Raw genomic sequence first — 14,425 nt, forward strand, 5'->3', positions numbered from 1 at the left:
ACCGGAACGGGCAGGTCCGACTGGGCTCGCTGGCTGCCCCGGGCGGCCAGCTCACGCCGCCCTCGTCGCTTCGCTCCTCGGACCGGCGGTCGCCAGCCCCGGGGCGGAGGTGTTCAGGCGCGGGCGTAGACCGCCACCCAGTCCACGGCGACCGACGCGCGCTCCGGCACGCCGGCCACCGGGCAGTCCGGAAACCCGAAGTCCCGCTTGCGCTGGCAGCCGCCGGCCTGGGCCTGCAGGGCCAGCCACATCGGTTCGGCCGGCACGCCGGGGGACTCGATGGTGGCCCAGACCTCGCCGTCGACCAGGTACCGCACCCGGCCGGGAAGCCACTCGACGCCGACCGTGTGCCACCCGGTGAAGTCCACAGCGGACAGGTCCCGCTGGATCCGCCGCCGCTCCCCACCCTCCAGGTAGTGCAGGAACGCGGCCAGCCCGGACCGGTCGCCGCCGAAGTCCTCGGCGAAGTCGATCTCCGGTGGCCAGCGGTCGCTGCGCGGCCAGAGCAGGAAGTGGTACGTGATCTCGTCGCTGGCCTGCGCCCGGAACCGGACCTCCCAGCGGCCGTACACCTGACTGACCGGCCAGTTCGAGACGCCGCCGGTGGTCCACACCCCGTCGCGCCGGTAGCCGTCCAGCGCGAGTATCCCGTCGCGCAGGTCGACGTGGTCGGGATGCCAGACCGAGTACGGGTCGCCGCCCGGCCGCCCGGAGTACGTCGAGTAGTCGGAGCCCAGGTCCGTACGGCCGAAGTCGTCGGTGAAGCGCAGGTCCCAGCCGGGCAGGTCGCCGGTGGGCGGCGCGACGCCGGAGACCGTCGGCCACCCCGGCGCGGCCGGCCGCTGGGGCGCCGCCGGTGCCGCGGTGCAGCTGGCGAGCAGCGCCGCCAGCAGCAGCGGTACGACCCGGCGCCTCATCCCGGCGGCCCTCCCTGCCCCTCGGCGAGCACCGCGATCCGGACGATCGTCAGCACCACGAGGGCGGTCGCCGAGAGCGCCAGGAGCACCGCCGTGAGGGTGCGGGCCCAGCTCAGCAGTGCCCGGCGGAGCCGCGCCGCGCGCCGGACCCGTACCCCGGCCACTACCGGGTCCACTGTGGAGTCCTCGCCCAGCCACGCCTCCCGGAGCGCGGCGGTGGCCAGGCAGAGCACGACCACCACGGCGACGAGCGCGGCGAACGCCGGCGAGGGGAGCAGCCGTTCCACGTCGTCCACTCAGGACCCTCCTTCCGCCCCGCGGCCGGGCGCGGGCACGCGTTCCAGGACGGTCACCTCGGCGGACCGGACGACCACGCGGTAGCCGCCGGTGCGCAGCAGCGTGTCCACGATCCGGTCGGTCCAGCCGGCGGGCAGCCCCGACCGCAGCTGCCCGGACTTCTCCTGGGTGCCGGTCACGTACACGTACTCGGGCCCGGCCGAGCCGTCCGCGCCGACCTGCTCCAGCAGGCAGTCCGCCACCTCGCCCGGGCAGCCCGGCGGCGGCATCGCGACCGCGGACACCTGCCCGAACCGGGCCAGCGGCAGCGGGCCGACCGCCTCGACGGTGCCGACCCGCCCGCCGTCCGGGGCAGCCGCGAGCACCGCCCGGGCCCGCTCCACCTGGCCGGCGGTGACGTGCTCGAACGAGGCGTTCAGCCCGCGCGTGGCGGTCAGCGTGGCGAGCGCCGCGGCCACGAGGGTCGCGGCGGCGGCGAAGCGCAGCGCCGGCCGCAACCGCCACGGGGCGCGGGTGAGCGCACTGCCCACAGTGGACACGGCGACCGCGGCGAGCGGCGCGAGCACCGGGCTGGCGTAGAGCGCGCAGCGGATCACCACCTCCCCGCCGTACGACTGGACCGCCATCAGGACGGCCGGCGCGGCGGCCAGGCCGGCGGCGAGCACGGCGCCCCGGCGGCGGCGCACGATCAGCCAGCCGGCCGCGGCGGCGAGGCAGAGCAGCCCGGTCCAGCCGATCCGGCTGTACTGCATCTGCTGGTAGAGCGGGTCGCCGACGAGCCGCTCCCCGACGCCGGTCGAGACGTTGCCCCGGACCCGTCCCAGGTCGCCGAAGAGGTCCTCGATATGGCCGGTCCAGAAGCCGGTGGCGCCGTAGGAGAACCAGCCGACGAACATCGCGGCGGCGGCGACCCAGAGGGTGCGCAGCCGGGTGGCGCCGGTCAGCGTGAAGCAGAGCAGCGCGGCGACCAGCGCGACCGGCGTGAGCTGGTGGCTCACGACGAGGGCGGCGATGACCAGCGTCAACGCCGCCTCCAGCCCGACGACCGTGGCGCCGGACACCGCACGCCCCTCGGGGCCGGGCTCGCCGGCACCCGGTCCGGCGCGCGGGCGGCCCGGGACGCGGCGGGGCGCGCGCAGCCAGGCCCGCCAGCGCGGACCCGGCAGCGGCGGCACGTCGGCGGCCATGAACGCCCAGAGCAGGACCGCGAGCACGCCGGTGTAGAGGACGAAGCCGACCGCCTGCGCGGAGAGGTAGTCCTGCTGGTACCAGTTGAACGCCAGGTAGAGCACGGCACCGAGCCAGGCCACCCGCGGGCTGCCGGTCAGCAGCCGGCCGACCAGCCACAGCGCGGGCAGCGCGAGCGCGGCGAAGAACGCCGGTGCGGGCAGCGCCAGCGGCGCCGCGTCGGCCAGGCCCGCGGTGGCCACGAGCTGGGCGGTACCGGCGAGGAAGCCCGGCCAGCTGAACCGCGCGTCGGCTCCGGTGGCCAGCTCGCCGGTGCGCGAGACGAAGTCGACGAAGCCGACGTGCACCCAGGTGGTGCCGGGGCCGGCCGCGCCGTCGGCGACGTTCACCAGCAGGTAGCAGCAGACCGCGGCGGCGGCGCAGGCGGCGGCGAGCACCACGTGGTCGAGGACCGGCCGCAGCAGCGCCCAGGCGAGCACGCCGGCGAGGACGAGCAGCGCCAGCCAGTACGCGGGCGGGGCGACCGCCACCAGCCCGACCGCCCCGGCGGCGCCGGCGTCCACCTGCCGGGTGGCGACCCACCACAGGCAGAGCGCCAGCGCGACCGCGCCGAGCCCCCAGATCCGGGCGGCCCGCGGCGCGGCCGGTGCCGGGTCGGGCGGCGGGACCGGCGTGGACTGGATCGCGGCGACCGCGAACGGCGTGGCCACCAGCCCGACCGCGGCGGTCACGGTCACCGCCGTGAACGGGTCCCAGCGCCCCAGCAGCGCGGCCACCGCCCCGCCGAGCAGCGCCGCCGCGACCGACAGGCAGAGCGCGAGCACCACCGTGACGAGGCGGTGCGGCAGGCGCAGGGCGTACGCCAGCGGCACGCCCGGGACCGCCACGACGAAGGCGACCGCGGCCAGCGCCCGTCCCGGCACCGCCGCGTCGAGCATGGTGAGCGTGGGTACCAGTACCGCGAGCACCCCGGCCAGTGCGACCGCGCCGAGGTCGAAGCGGCGCCCGGCCATCACGCCGCCCGCCGGGCCCGCCACCGGCCACGCAGCAGCAGCCACGGGCCGGCGAGGTAGCCGAGCAGCTCGGCCGCGCCGAGCGTGGCGGGAAAGCCGCGGGACCGCCCGGCGTACTTGGGCGAGCGGGGGTCGGCCACCACCCGCAGCGCGCGGGGCATCCCCCGGGCCATCCGCCACGCGCTGCGCGGGTCGGCCAGCTGCTTGGCCACGACCGCGGTGAAGCCGGTGCCGTAGCCGTACAGCTGGCGGCGCAGGGCCGGGCCGCTCGCCCGGTGGAAGTGCCGCACCAGCGCGCTCGGCGTGTACCGGATGACGTGGCCGGCGACCAGCACCGCCCGGAAGGCGTCCAGATCCTCGCCGCCACGGGCCGGGCTGCCCGCGCCGAGGGCGGGGTCGAAGCCGCCGGCGGCGCGCAGCACCTCGGTCCGGAACGCCATGTTGTTGCCGGAGCCGTAGTTGCCGCCGGCGTACGGGAACAGCGGCCCCCGCTCCCCCGCGGACGCGGTACCCGCCACCGCCTCCGGCAGCTCCCCCACGCACCACGCCTTGGCCACGTACCCCTTGTCGAAGCCGCCGTGCTCCTCGAAGTACCGCTCCCACCGGGTCTCCAGCCGGGCCGGCGTGACCAGCCCGGTGACGCAGCCGACCCGCGGCGAGCCGCCGAACGCGCGGAGCAGCTCGGCGACCCAGTGGGTGTCGGGGAGCGCGTCGTCGTCGGTGAACGCCACGACCGCCCCGCGCGCCGCGGCGAGACCGGTGTTGCGGGCCCAGGACAGGCCGCGCCGGGGCTCGGCGAGGATCCGCAGCCGCGGGTCGTCCACACCGGACAGCAGCCGCGCGGTGCCGCCCGAGGCGGGCGCGTTGTCCACGACGACGACGTCCACATTGGAGTGGCTCTGCGCGAGCACGGCGGCGACCGCATCGCGCAGCCGCGGCTCGGCGCCGAGGGTACAGAGCACCACCGTGACGAGCGGCTCGGCGCCGGCCGGCGCGGTGCCGGGCGGGCAGGCGCGCGCGGCGGCCACCAGCGCGGCCGGCCCGGCGCCGGGTGGCAGCGTGACGCCGGCCCGCTCCAGGTGCGGGCGGAGCGCCGGGCCGAGCTCCCGCTCGACGGCCCGCTCCAGCGGTACCGCCGGGTCGTCCAGCAGCACCCGGCCGGCCGGGAGGCCGCGCAGCCGGACCAGGACGCTCGCCGGAGCCGGTGGGGCGGCGAGCGGCCCGCCGGCGGTACCGGCCAGCTCCACCTCGGCCACCGCGACCGGCAGGTCCGGCGCGCCACGCCGGGCGGTGAGGTATCCCCAGGCCGTCGCCGCCAGCCCGGCCGCCACCATCGCCGCCCGCGCCGGGCCGGCGGGGTCCGCCCGGAGCAGCGCGGCGGCATGGCGCAGCACGCCGGCGGGGAGGGTGCGCAGCACGTACCGGCGCTCGGTCGACAGCGCCGCGGCGCGCCCGGCGGCGCCGGCCAGGATCGCCTTGGACCGCCCCTCGTGCCGGCAGCGGGACAGGAAGTAGCCGGCCGTGGCGCGCGGCGCCGGCACCCGGTGGTCCACAGTGGGCACACCGGTGCGCACCACCGCGCCGGGGCCGTACGCCCGGCCGACCCGGATGCCGAGCTCGGTCTCCTCGCAGCCGGCCGGTACCGCGCCGAGCCGGCCGAGCCGGGTGGTGAACGGGCCGACCCGGTCGAGCGCCGACCGCCGGATCGCCATGTTGGCGCCGATCGGGTTGCGGATCGCGGACCCGGACGGCGCGATCCCCCGGTAGTCGCAGCCGACCACCCAGCCGAACTCCTCCGGAAACCACCGGGGCGCCCGCCCCGCGGCTGAGCTGGCCGCGCTCGCTTCGCTCGCCGAGGCCCCGGCGAGCCGGCGCACGCCGACCTCGTCGCCGCGCTCCCCGGACCGGCGCCTGCCAGCCCTCGGGGCCCAGTCGGGGCGGACCGCGCCGCCGGCCATCATCACGGAGGGGTCGGCGAAGACCCGCCGCCAGGCCGCGAGCCAGCCCGGGCGGGGCAGCGCGTCGTCGTCCAGAAACACCACGACCGGGGCGGTCGACCGGCCGGCCCCCGTGTTGCGGGCGGCGGAGAGGCCAGGCTCGCCGGCGCTGGCGACCACGGTCGCCCGGGGCAGCTCGGCGGCGAGGAGGCGGCGCAGGTCGTCGTTGTGGTCGACCACGACGACGAGCTCGTCGCCGGGCTCGAGCTGGCCGGCCACCGCCGCCGCGGCCGCGCGGATCCCGGCGAGCCGGTCGGCGGTGTAGGCGCACATCACGACGGCGACCGGTCCGGTACCGGGTACGGTGTCCGGCGCCACCGCGGGTGCGGCGGCCGGTCCGGCGCTACCGGGCATCGTCGGCTCCGACCGGCTGCTCGGCCGGCTGGGCCGGGGTGCGGGGGCGCAGGGCGGTGTTCAGCCGCTCCCGGACCAGCCGCGCCGCCGTCCGTACGCCGTGCGCGCCGGCGGCCCGGCCCGCGACGCCGACCAGCCGGGGCGCCTCCCGGTACAGGTAGGAGAGGGCGGCGGCCGGGCCGCGCCGGTCCAGCCAGATCATCCGCGCCAGCGCGTCGCCGTCCACTGTGGAGATGCCCAGCGCGGCCAGGTTCTCCCGCATGATCCGCAGCGTCACGGCCCGCTGCTCGACCTGCCGGGTCGCGCTGACCTGGACCTCGCCGACCCGGTACCGCAGGCCGACGTACGGCAGGTTGGCCAGGTCGCCGTGCCGGCTCAGCTCGGTGAAGAGCCGGTAGTCCTCCGCGTACGCGTACTCGGGGCGGTAGCCGATCCCGGCCGCGCGCAGCGTGCCGAGCCGGATGATGGCGGAGCTGTGCGCGACGCAGGTGCCGAACAACAGCCGGGCCCGGCACGCCGCCGGCGTACGCGGCATCCGCACCCGGCCGGACATCGAGCCGAAGAGCTCGTAGTCCGTGCCGCAGGCCACCACGCGCGGGTGCCGGTCGAGGTACGCGACCTGGCGGGCCAGCCGGTCCGGGCTCATGATGTCGTCCGCGTCCATCCGGGCCAGCAGCTCGCCCCGGGCCGCGCCGATACCGGCGTTCAGGGCGGCGACGATCCCGCCGCGCGGCCGGGGCAGCACCCGCAGCCGCGGGTCGGTGATGGCGGCGACCACCGCCTCGGTACGGTCGGTGGAGCCGTCGTCCACCACCAGCAGCTCCAGGTCCTGGTACGTCTGGCGCAGCACGCTGCCGATCGCGGCCGCGATGTGGTCGGCCGCGTTGTACACCGGCATCAGGACGCTCACCCGCGGCGTCATCTCCCCACCTCCATCTGCTCGGTCGCCGGCGCGGTCGTCCGGCGGTACTCGCGGATCAGCGGCACCGCCACGGTCGCCGCGCCCACCGCCTGCGCGGCCAGGCCGGCCAGGCCGACGCCGGCGAGCCCCACGACCGACACCAGGCCGGTGGCGCCGCCGACGGTGACCGCCACGACGGCCGCCTGGACGAGCAGCAGCAGCCGCAGCCGCCGCCGCACCTGGGCCAGCGCGGCGTAGGTGGCGGTGAGCGTGGCGAAGACCGTCTCCCCCGCGAGCAGCAGCACCAGGGGCGCGCCGGCGGCGAGGTAGTCGTGGCCGACCAGCCACAGCAGCAGCGGGCCGCCGGCGGCGAGGCCGACCGCGCAGAGCGCGCCGACCACCGCCATCAGCACCGCCATCCGCCGGGTGAGCGCGGCGCGCGGGGCGCCCGGCGCGGAGGCCTCGGTGACGTAGGACGCGATGACGTTGCTGCGCAGCATGCTGGCCGCCACGCCGAGCGCGGCGACGAGGTTGTAGTAGGCCGACGACTCCGGACCGAGCCGGGCCAGCACCACCAGCGGCAGGCAGAGCGGGGTCACCGTCATCACCAGGAACATGGCGAACGACGCGCCCTGGAACGCCCAGATCTGCCGCACCGGCGGGAGCGCGGGCGCGACGTCCCGGCTGGCCGCGAGGCCGGCGCGGAGCAGCCAGGCCACCACCGCCGCGGAGACCGCCGCGGTGAGCACGAACCAGGATCCGGCCAGGGCCAGGTCGGTCGCCGTGTACGCCAGCAGCGGCAGCGGCAGGATCTTCAGCACCGACAGCGACGTGTTCTTCAACGCCACCAGGCGGGCCCGGCGCAGCCCGGTCAGGATCGGGTCGAGCAGGGCGTACACGGTGAGCACCAGCACCAGCGCCGGGAAGAGCAGCCGCTCCGGCGCGCGGTCGAGCAGCTCGCCGCGGCCGACCCCGAGCAGCACGAAGCCGGCGCCGAGGACGACCGCGACCGTACCGCTGAGCAGGAAGCCGCCCACGACGAGCGCGCGGGTGTGGCTGCCCGCGGCCGGCAGGAAGCGCTGGTAGCTGCCGCCCAGGGAGAGGCAGGCCAGCGAGCTGAGCACGGTGGCGGTGGAGATGACCGCCGAGGCGCGGCCGACCTCCGCGGTCGGGTAGAGCCGGCCGGCCACCACCCAGTAGCAGATGCCGAGCACGCCGGTGGCCACGGAGGACGCCATCAGCGTGACCGCGCTGGCCGCCATGCCGGGACCGGGCGGGCGCCGGGTCGCCAGGGGTACCGCCGCCATCGTCAACCGGCGAGCTGGTAGGAGCGGTCGCCCTGCCCCGCCGCGGACCGGCGCCAGCGCCACTCGGCGAGGATCGTGCGCAGCACCCGCACGCCGTCCCGTACCGCGTGCAGGTTGCTGACCCCGTGGATCCGCCGCCGCTCGTGGCTGGGCACCTCGCGCACGGCCAGGCGGGCGGCGGCGACCCGGCAGTTGAGGACCGTCTCGATCTCGAAGCCGTCGCCCCAGACCGCGGTGCCCGGCGGGTCCGGCTCGGGCAGGCGCAGGTGTGGCAGGACGTCGGCCCAGAACGCGTTGTAGCCGTAGCAGAGGTCGCTGTAGCGGGTCCGGAACAGCAGGTTGGTCAGGAACGTCAGCCCGCGGTTGCCGAGGTCGCGCAGGCGGGTCAGGTCGTCGCTGCCGCCGCCCGGGCGGGTACGGCTGCCCTTGGCGAAGTCGGCGCCGTCGCGCAGCGCCGCCACGAACCGGGGGATCTCGGTGGGATCGGCGCTGCCGTCCGCGTCGAACATGACGATCACGTCGCCGGTCGCGGCGGCGAAGCCGCAGACGAGCGCGTTGCCCTTGCCGTACCGGGTCTGGCAGATCAGCCGGGCCGTGGGCAGCACCCGGCGGACGGTGCGGTGCGTGTCGTCCGGCGAGTACCCGTCGACGACGATCACCTCGTGCACCGGCGGCAGCGACGGCAGCACCTGGGCGAGGTTGCGCGCCTCGTTTAGGGCCGGGATCACGACCGTGACCCGGGGTTCGCGCGTGCGGTGGCGGCTGGACCCCACAGACGACTCCGTTCCTACGACCGGTCCCCGGACGGTCATCAGACATCTGATAAAGGTAAGGCTGACCTTAGTAGATGCCCCGTGGGCAGGGCAATGATCGACAGGAGAGAGATCAACCACCCGATCGGTACAGGCGGGCCACGACGTCCAGGTCGGGACGGAGTCCCCGGGCGGTGCCGGGCGCCGGGCGGGCGCCGGCGGCGAGCCGCTCGGCGAGGAGCGCGAGCACCCGCCCGACGTCCGCCGACACGTCCAGGGCCGTCGAGTCCACTGTGCACTCCGGTACGCCGAGGACGGAGACCCGCCGGATCCAGCCACCGGGTGCGGGCAGCGAGACGATCTCGATCGTGTGCCCGGCCGGCCGGGCGTCCACCGTCACTCCCCCGCCGGGGGCGCGGCCCGCCCGGCCGACTCCGCCTCGGCCCGGCCGCGCACCTCGTGCCAGCCGGTCTCCTCCGGGACGAGCATCGACGGGTACGGGCGCGCCTGCGCCTGGTCCTCGGAAAGCACGCCGGGCGGCCGGATCGTGGCGTCCTTGTCCAGCGCCGCCGCGGCCGCCAGCAGCACCCGCCGGGTGGCGACCACACCCGCGTCGGCCGAGCCGAGCCGCTCGCTGCCGCGGTCCATCCGCGACCCGAGCTCGGCGACCGTGCCGGGCATGTGCGGCCCCATGTTCTCCTGCACCGCGGCGTCCTGCATGCCGACGTTGGAGATGCCGGTCATCGACGCGCTCGCCTGCAGGTCCCGGTTGATCAGGTAGTCGTTGCCGCGGTTCATGGTCGGCGTGAGCGTGCCCGGCACCAGCGGGGCGTGCAGGCCGCCGCCGGCCCGCCAGCGCGCCACCTCCTGCGCGTCGAGCGGGCGGTCGTCGCGGAAGCTGAACGTCCACGTGTACGTGCGGTGCTCGTCCACCGGCACCCAGGCGTGCCCGGAGCCCGGCGCGCCCGGCTCCTTGCTCAGCACCACGTACCAGGGGAGGACGACCTGGGTGAAGCGCCAGTACGCCTGCCCGCCCGCCATCCGCCGCCGCGCGCCGATGGTCAGCCCGAAGTCGGTCTGCTCGACGTAGAACCGCGGCGCCTTGTCCACCGCGATGCCACCGCGTACCCGCTTGAACTCGTCGCCGGCGTCCCAGAGCCCGATGTCGCTGTGCAGGATGCCGACATGGCTGGCGTCCACGGCCCCCTCGAACGCCTGGATCGAGTTGCAGAGCTGGAGCCGCACCGACGCGTACACGTGGTCGTCCGGCAGGACCGTCCAGGGCAGCCGCGGCGGGTCCGGCCGCAGCTCCGGCTCCCCCAGGTACGCCCAGACGACCCCGGCGAGCTCGACGCAGGGGTACGCGGCGCGGGCCCGCACCCGGTCGCGGAACGTCGAGTCCTCCGGCTCGTTCGGCATGTCCACACAGGACCCGTCGACGGCGAACTTCCACCCGTGGTACACGCAGCGCAGCCCCGGCCCGGTCGGCGAGTCGGCGCGCTCGTTGCGTCCGAAGTAGAGGGAGGCGCCGCGGTGCGGGCACCACTCGGAGAGCAGCCCGAGCCGCCCGTCGCCGGCCCGGAAGAGCACCAGGTCCTCGCCGAGCAGCCGGAGCCGGATCGGCGGGCCGCCGGAGAGCGGCACGTCCTCCGAGCGCGCGACCGGGATCCAGTGCCGCCGGTACATGGCGCCCATCGGGGTGTCCCGGGCGGAGGCGGTCAGCATCTCGTTCTTCTCGGCGCTGAGCATCGGCTACCCCCGCACGCTGACGTGGATGAGGTCGGCCCGGCCGGCGGCGGAGCCGAGCGCGGCGAGCACGTCGTGTACGCCGGCGAGGTCGACGATCCCGCTGCACAGCGGCGCGAACCGGGCGGCCTCCTCGGCGGCGAGGTCGATCGCGGCCGGGATCGCCGCACCGTCCCGCCCGCGGACGGTGGTGACGGTCAGCCGCTTGCGGGCCAGGCCCGGCAGGTCGAGGCCGGTGCGGCCGGCCGGCCACTGCGCGAGCGCGAGCGTCCCGCCGAAGCCGAGCAGGTCGGCGGCGAGGTCGATGGTCTCGGCGGCACCGGACGCGGTGTCCACGACCGCCGCCGCCATCCGCCCGCCGGTGGCGTCGGCAACCGCCCGCCGAAGCTCGCCCGGGTCGGTGGTGGCGTGGTGGGCGCCGAGACGCTCGGCGAGCGCGAGCCGGGCCTCGTCGCCGGCCCGGCCGAGGACCGCGACGTGGGCGGCGCCGGCCGCGCGGGCGGCGACCACACAGGACAGTCCCATCTGGCCCGGGCCGACGACGACCACGCAGTCCCCCGGGCCGGCGCCGGCCGCGCGCACCCAGGTGATGCCGTTGGCGAGCGGGAAGACCAGCGTGGCGAGCTGGGTCGGCAGGTCCGGCGGGAGCCGGTGGGTCATGGCCCGCTCGGCGAGGTAGAGGTACTGGCTGTAGCCGCCCCACAGGCCCGGCCCGACGCTGACCGGCGTGGAGCCGACCCGGAGCGTGTCGCCGGTCGGGGCGGAGGCCGGGCAGAGCCGGGGCTCGCCGGCGCGGCAGGGCACGCAGGTCCCGCAGGGCAGGTACTCCTCGACCAGCACCCGGTCGCCGGGGGCGAGGCCGAGCGCCGCCGCGGCCGGCTCGGAGATCGCCTCGACCGTGCCGACCACGTGGTGGCCGAGGATGACCGGCTCCGGGCTGGGCAGGGCGCCGGAGGCGTACCAGGACACGTCGGCGCCGCAGACCCCGGACGCCTCGACCCGCAGCAGGCCGCCGGCCCGGCGTACGTCGGGCAGCGGCAGCCGGCGAAGCTCCATCGTGGAGGGTGCGACCTTGACGGCGGCGAGGCACTCCGCGTTCACCGCGTCTCCAGGTTCGCTCGCTCGTGCGGCGCCTTCCGGTCGCGGGCGCCGGCCAATGTGGACCAGACGTGGTCGGCCAGCGCCACGAACCCGGGTGTGCGCCGCAGCGCGGTGTCCCGCGGCCGGTCGAACGGCACCGGCACGCACTCCCGTACGGTGGCACCCGGCCCGGGTGAGAGGACCACCACCCGGTCGCCGAGAAACACCGCCTCCTCGATGTGGTGGGTGACGAAGAGCACCGAGGTGCGGCTCGCCGCCCAGATCCGCAGCAGCTCGGCCTGCATCGCGTCCCGGGTCTGCGCGTCCAGGGCGGCGAACGGCTCGTCCATCAGCAGCACCGCCGGCTCCGGGGCGAGCGCGCGGGCGAGGTTGACCCGCTGCTGCATCCCGCCGGAGAGCTCGTGCGGGTAGCGGCTCGCGGCGTCGCCGAGCCCGACCAGCTCGACCATCGCCCGGGCCCGGGCGCGCGCCTCCCGCCGCGGCACCCGGCGCAGCTCCAGGCCGTACGCGACGTTGCCGAGCACGGTGCGCCAGGGCAGCAGCGAGGCGTGCTGGAAGACCACCGCGCGTTCCGGCCCCGGGCCGCGGATCGGCGTACCGCCGAAGCTGACCGTGCCGGCGGCGGCCGGTACCAGGCCGGCGACGGCGTGCAGCAGCGACGTCTTGCCGCACCCGCTCGGCCCGACGACGCTGACGAACTCCCCCGGCGCCACGGTCAACGAGACCCCGCCGACGGCCCGGTACGCCGGTCCGCGGTCCCGGGCCGGGTAGTCGATGGTGAGGTGGTCGAGGCGCAGCTCAGGCATGGCCGTCCGGCCTCCACCGGTCGAGCCGGCGCTCCGCCGCCCGCACCGCGGCCGTCATGAGCACGCCGGCGCCGGAGACGACGAAGAGGGCGACGAACATCAGCGGCGTCTGGAACGTGTTGCCGGCGTACAGGATCGTGTAGCCCAGCCCTTCGCTCGACGCGATCAGCTCGCCCACCACCATCCCGACGAGTCCCACGCCGATCGCCAGCCGGACACCGGTCACGATGGACGGCACCGCGCCCGGGAGGATGACCGTGCGGAAGATCTGCCGCCGGTTCGCGTCGAACGCCCGGGCGAGGGTCAGCAGCGCGCGGTCGGCGGTCCGCACGCCGGTCCGGGTGCTCAGGACGATCGGGAAGACGGCGGAGATGAACACCACCGCGACCTTCGACCCCAGCCCGATGCCGAACCAGACCACCAGCAGCGGTACCAGCGCGATCCGCGGGCTGGCGTACGCGAAGCTGACCAGCGGCTCAGTCAGCTGGTCCAGCCACCGCCACCACCCGACCGCCAGCCCGAACCCGAGCCCGACCACGAGCGCCAGCCCGAAGCCGGCCAGGAACTCGGTGCCGCTGACCAGCAGGTCGCGCCGGCCGGTGCCGGTGGTGAAGTAGTCGCGGCCGGCCACCAGGATCTGGCTCGGCCGGCTGGCGAGCATCTGGTCCACCAGCCCGTACGCGGCGCAGAGCTCCCAGGCGGCCAGCGTGACGGCGACGCCGAGCGCGCCGAGCCAGAGCCCGCGCCGCCGGATCCGCCCGCCGCGCCGGGAGACCCGCGCCCGGCCGGGTATCGCGCCGGGTTTCAGGCCATTGTGGACGGTGTGGCCGTTGACCGCCGGCGGCGCGGTCACGCCGCCCCCCGGAGCGCTCGCGCTCCGCCGCGCCGCGCGCTCATGCCGCCACCCGCGCCGCGAGGGCACCCGCCTCGGCGACGAGCGAGGGGTCCAGGAAGTCGGCCAGCGGGACCGAGCGGACCTTCTCGTCCGGGCTCGCCGCCATGATGGTCCGGGCCCAGTCCTCCGGGTACGGGCTCACCTCCCAGCGCGGTGCGGCCTCCTCGAAGCTGCTGGGCACCAGCGCCGCGTCCAGGTCGGGGTTGGCCTTCAGGAACGAGTCCGCCAGCCCCTGCGGGTCGTCCCGGGCGGTCCGGGTCGCCTCCGCCATCGCCTTCACGAACGCGAGCACCGCCGGGCGGTTCGCGTCGAGGTACCCCTCGGTCACCGCGAACACGGCGGGTGCGGTCTTGTCGGCGATGTCCGCGACCTTGTGCAGCCCCTCCTGGCGCGCCTTGACCGTGGTGGGGGGCGAGAGCAGCACCGCGTCCACCGTCCCCGCCTTGAGCGCCGCGTACTGCGCGGCCACCGTTTGCAGGTACACGATCTTGACGTCCTTCGCCGGGTCGAGGCCGGCGTCCCGGAGGGTCTTCGTCAGGGCGCTGGAGAACGACGAGCCGGGCGTCGTCGACGAGATGGTCCTGCCGCGCAGGCCGGGCACGGTCAGCGGCTCGTCCGAGAAGATCGCGAACGGCATCCCGCCGGAGGTCATGAAGACCTTGCCACGGCCGGCCGCCCCGACCGCGCGCATGAGCTCGTCGCCGTCGAAGGCCACGTCGACGTCGCCGGCGAGCAGCGCGGCCTGGGCCGCGGCCGGCGTCACGTACGTCATCTCGACGTCGAGCCCGTGCCGGTCGAAGATCCCCTTCTCCAGCCCGTACAGGAAGACCGCGCTCGCCATCGACGACTTGGCCGCCCCGTCGGCGAACGCCAGCGACCACCGCCCCGCCGGCCCGGCGCCGCCGGGCGCGTCCCGCCCCGCACAGCCGCCCACCACCGCCAGCAGGACGATCGCGGCGGCCGCGGCGATCCCGCGCCGGACACAACTTCTCATCGCCAGGCCCCCTGCCCCACCCGATTTACTTAGGGCAGGCTAACCATGGTCAGATGTTTGCGCAATGGGTAAGTGATCTTTAGGCCACGACCGGGACCGGGGCCGGCGGCGCGATGGGTAGGTGGCGTTCGGCTGGGTACCCGATGGGTTGAGCCCA

General features: G+C 76.3%; 13 protein-coding genes. All 13 read right to left on the reverse strand.

The window, feature by feature from the left end:
• Positions 1-113 precede the first annotated feature (113 nt).
• Entirely contained in the window at positions 114-917 is an 804-nt protein-coding gene (locus tag RB614_RS03545) for a glycoside hydrolase family 16 protein (RefSeq protein WP_308710865.1), read from the reverse strand.
• Positions 914-1,213, reverse strand: coding sequence for a hypothetical protein (locus tag RB614_RS03550; protein ID WP_308710866.1), 300 nt, complete (start codon positions 1,211-1,213; stop codon positions 914-916). The genes RB614_RS03545 and RB614_RS03550 overlap by 4 nt, the downstream gene beginning before the upstream one ends.
• Positions 1,214-3,460, reverse strand: a complete 2,247-nt coding sequence (locus RB614_RS03555; RefSeq protein WP_308710867.1) for a hypothetical protein — start codon at positions 3,458-3,460, stop codon at positions 1,214-1,216. It abuts the gene before it with no gap.
• Positions 3,415-5,766 carry a glycosyltransferase family 2 protein gene (locus RB614_RS03560; protein ID WP_308710868.1) on the reverse strand — a complete coding sequence of 784 codons (2,352 nt, stop codon included), beginning with the start codon at positions 5,764-5,766 and terminating at the stop codon, positions 3,415-3,417. The genes RB614_RS03555 and RB614_RS03560 overlap by 46 nt, the downstream gene beginning before the upstream one ends.
• A complete protein-coding gene (locus RB614_RS03565) occupies positions 5,756-6,688 on the reverse strand; it encodes a glycosyltransferase family 2 protein (protein WP_308710869.1) in 933 nt (310 codons plus the stop codon). The genes RB614_RS03560 and RB614_RS03565 overlap by 11 nt, the downstream gene beginning before the upstream one ends.
• A complete protein-coding gene (locus RB614_RS03570) occupies positions 6,685-7,974 on the reverse strand; it encodes a lipopolysaccharide biosynthesis protein (protein WP_308710870.1) in 1,290 nt (429 codons plus the stop codon). Before RB614_RS03570 ends, RB614_RS03565 begins: the two co-directional genes overlap by 4 nt.
• A 2-nt stretch (positions 7,975-7,976) precedes the next feature.
• Positions 7,977-8,702 (reverse strand): glycosyltransferase family 2 protein, encoded by a 726-nt coding sequence (locus tag RB614_RS03575; protein WP_428982920.1) that lies wholly within the window; start codon positions 8,700-8,702, stop codon positions 7,977-7,979.
• A gap of 157 nt (positions 8,703-8,859) precedes the next feature.
• Positions 8,860-9,120: a hypothetical protein gene (locus RB614_RS03580; RefSeq protein ID WP_308710872.1), complete on the reverse strand. Its 261-nt coding sequence runs from the start codon at positions 9,118-9,120 to the stop codon at positions 8,860-8,862.
• A 2-nt stretch (positions 9,121-9,122) separates the two neighbouring features.
• Positions 9,123-10,475, reverse strand: a complete 1,353-nt coding sequence (locus RB614_RS03585) for a Rieske 2Fe-2S domain-containing protein (protein WP_308710873.1) — start codon at positions 10,473-10,475, stop codon at positions 9,123-9,125.
• Positions 10,476-10,478: 3 nt separating this feature from the next.
• On the reverse strand, positions 10,479-11,573 hold the full coding sequence (locus RB614_RS03590) for a zinc-dependent alcohol dehydrogenase (protein ID WP_308710874.1): 1,095 nt from the start codon (positions 11,571-11,573) through the stop codon (positions 10,479-10,481).
• On the reverse strand, positions 11,570-12,379 hold the full coding sequence (locus RB614_RS03595) for an ABC transporter ATP-binding protein (protein WP_308710875.1): 810 nt from the start codon (positions 12,377-12,379) through the stop codon (positions 11,570-11,572). Before RB614_RS03595 ends, RB614_RS03590 begins: the two co-directional genes overlap by 4 nt.
• The gene (locus RB614_RS03600; protein WP_308710876.1) at positions 12,372-13,232 is read right to left on the reverse strand and encodes an ABC transporter permease; all 861 of its coding nucleotides are present in this window, start codon (positions 13,230-13,232) and stop codon (positions 12,372-12,374) included. The genes RB614_RS03595 and RB614_RS03600 overlap by 8 nt, the downstream gene beginning before the upstream one ends.
• A 40-nt stretch (positions 13,233-13,272) precedes the next feature.
• Positions 13,273-14,268: an ABC transporter substrate-binding protein gene (locus RB614_RS03605; RefSeq protein WP_308710877.1), complete on the reverse strand. Its 996-nt coding sequence runs from the start codon at positions 14,266-14,268 to the stop codon at positions 13,273-13,275.
• Positions 14,269-14,425 lie beyond the last annotated feature (157 nt).

The organism is Phytohabitans maris (genome assembly GCF_031085175.1).
GTDB classification, from domain to species: domain Bacteria; phylum Actinomycetota; class Actinomycetes; order Mycobacteriales; family Micromonosporaceae; genus Phytohabitans; species Phytohabitans maris.

Coding starts and splice junctions, on each gene's coding strand:
- RB614_RS03605 (WP_308710877.1), bottom strand. CDS start 14,268: ATGAGAAGTTGTGTCCGGCGCGGGATCGCCGCGGCCGCCGCGATCGTC.
- RB614_RS03585 (WP_308710873.1), bottom strand. CDS start 10,475: ATGCTCAGCGCCGAGAAGAACGAGATGCTGACCGCCTCCGCCCGGGAC.
- RB614_RS03560 (WP_308710868.1), bottom strand. CDS start 5,766: ATGCCCGGTAGCGCCGGACCGGCCGCCGCACCCGCGGTGGCGCCGGAC.
- RB614_RS03565 (WP_308710869.1), bottom strand. CDS start 6,688: ATGACGCCGCGGGTGAGCGTCCTGATGCCGGTGTACAACGCGGCCGAC.
- RB614_RS03545 (WP_308710865.1), bottom strand. CDS start 917: ATGAGGCGCCGGGTCGTACCGCTGCTGCTGGCGGCGCTGCTCGCCAGC.
- RB614_RS03570 (WP_308710870.1), bottom strand. CDS start 7,974: ATGGCGGCGGTACCCCTGGCGACCCGGCGCCCGCCCGGTCCCGGCATG.
- RB614_RS03595 (WP_308710875.1), bottom strand. CDS start 12,379: ATGCCTGAGCTGCGCCTCGACCACCTCACCATCGACTACCCGGCCCGG.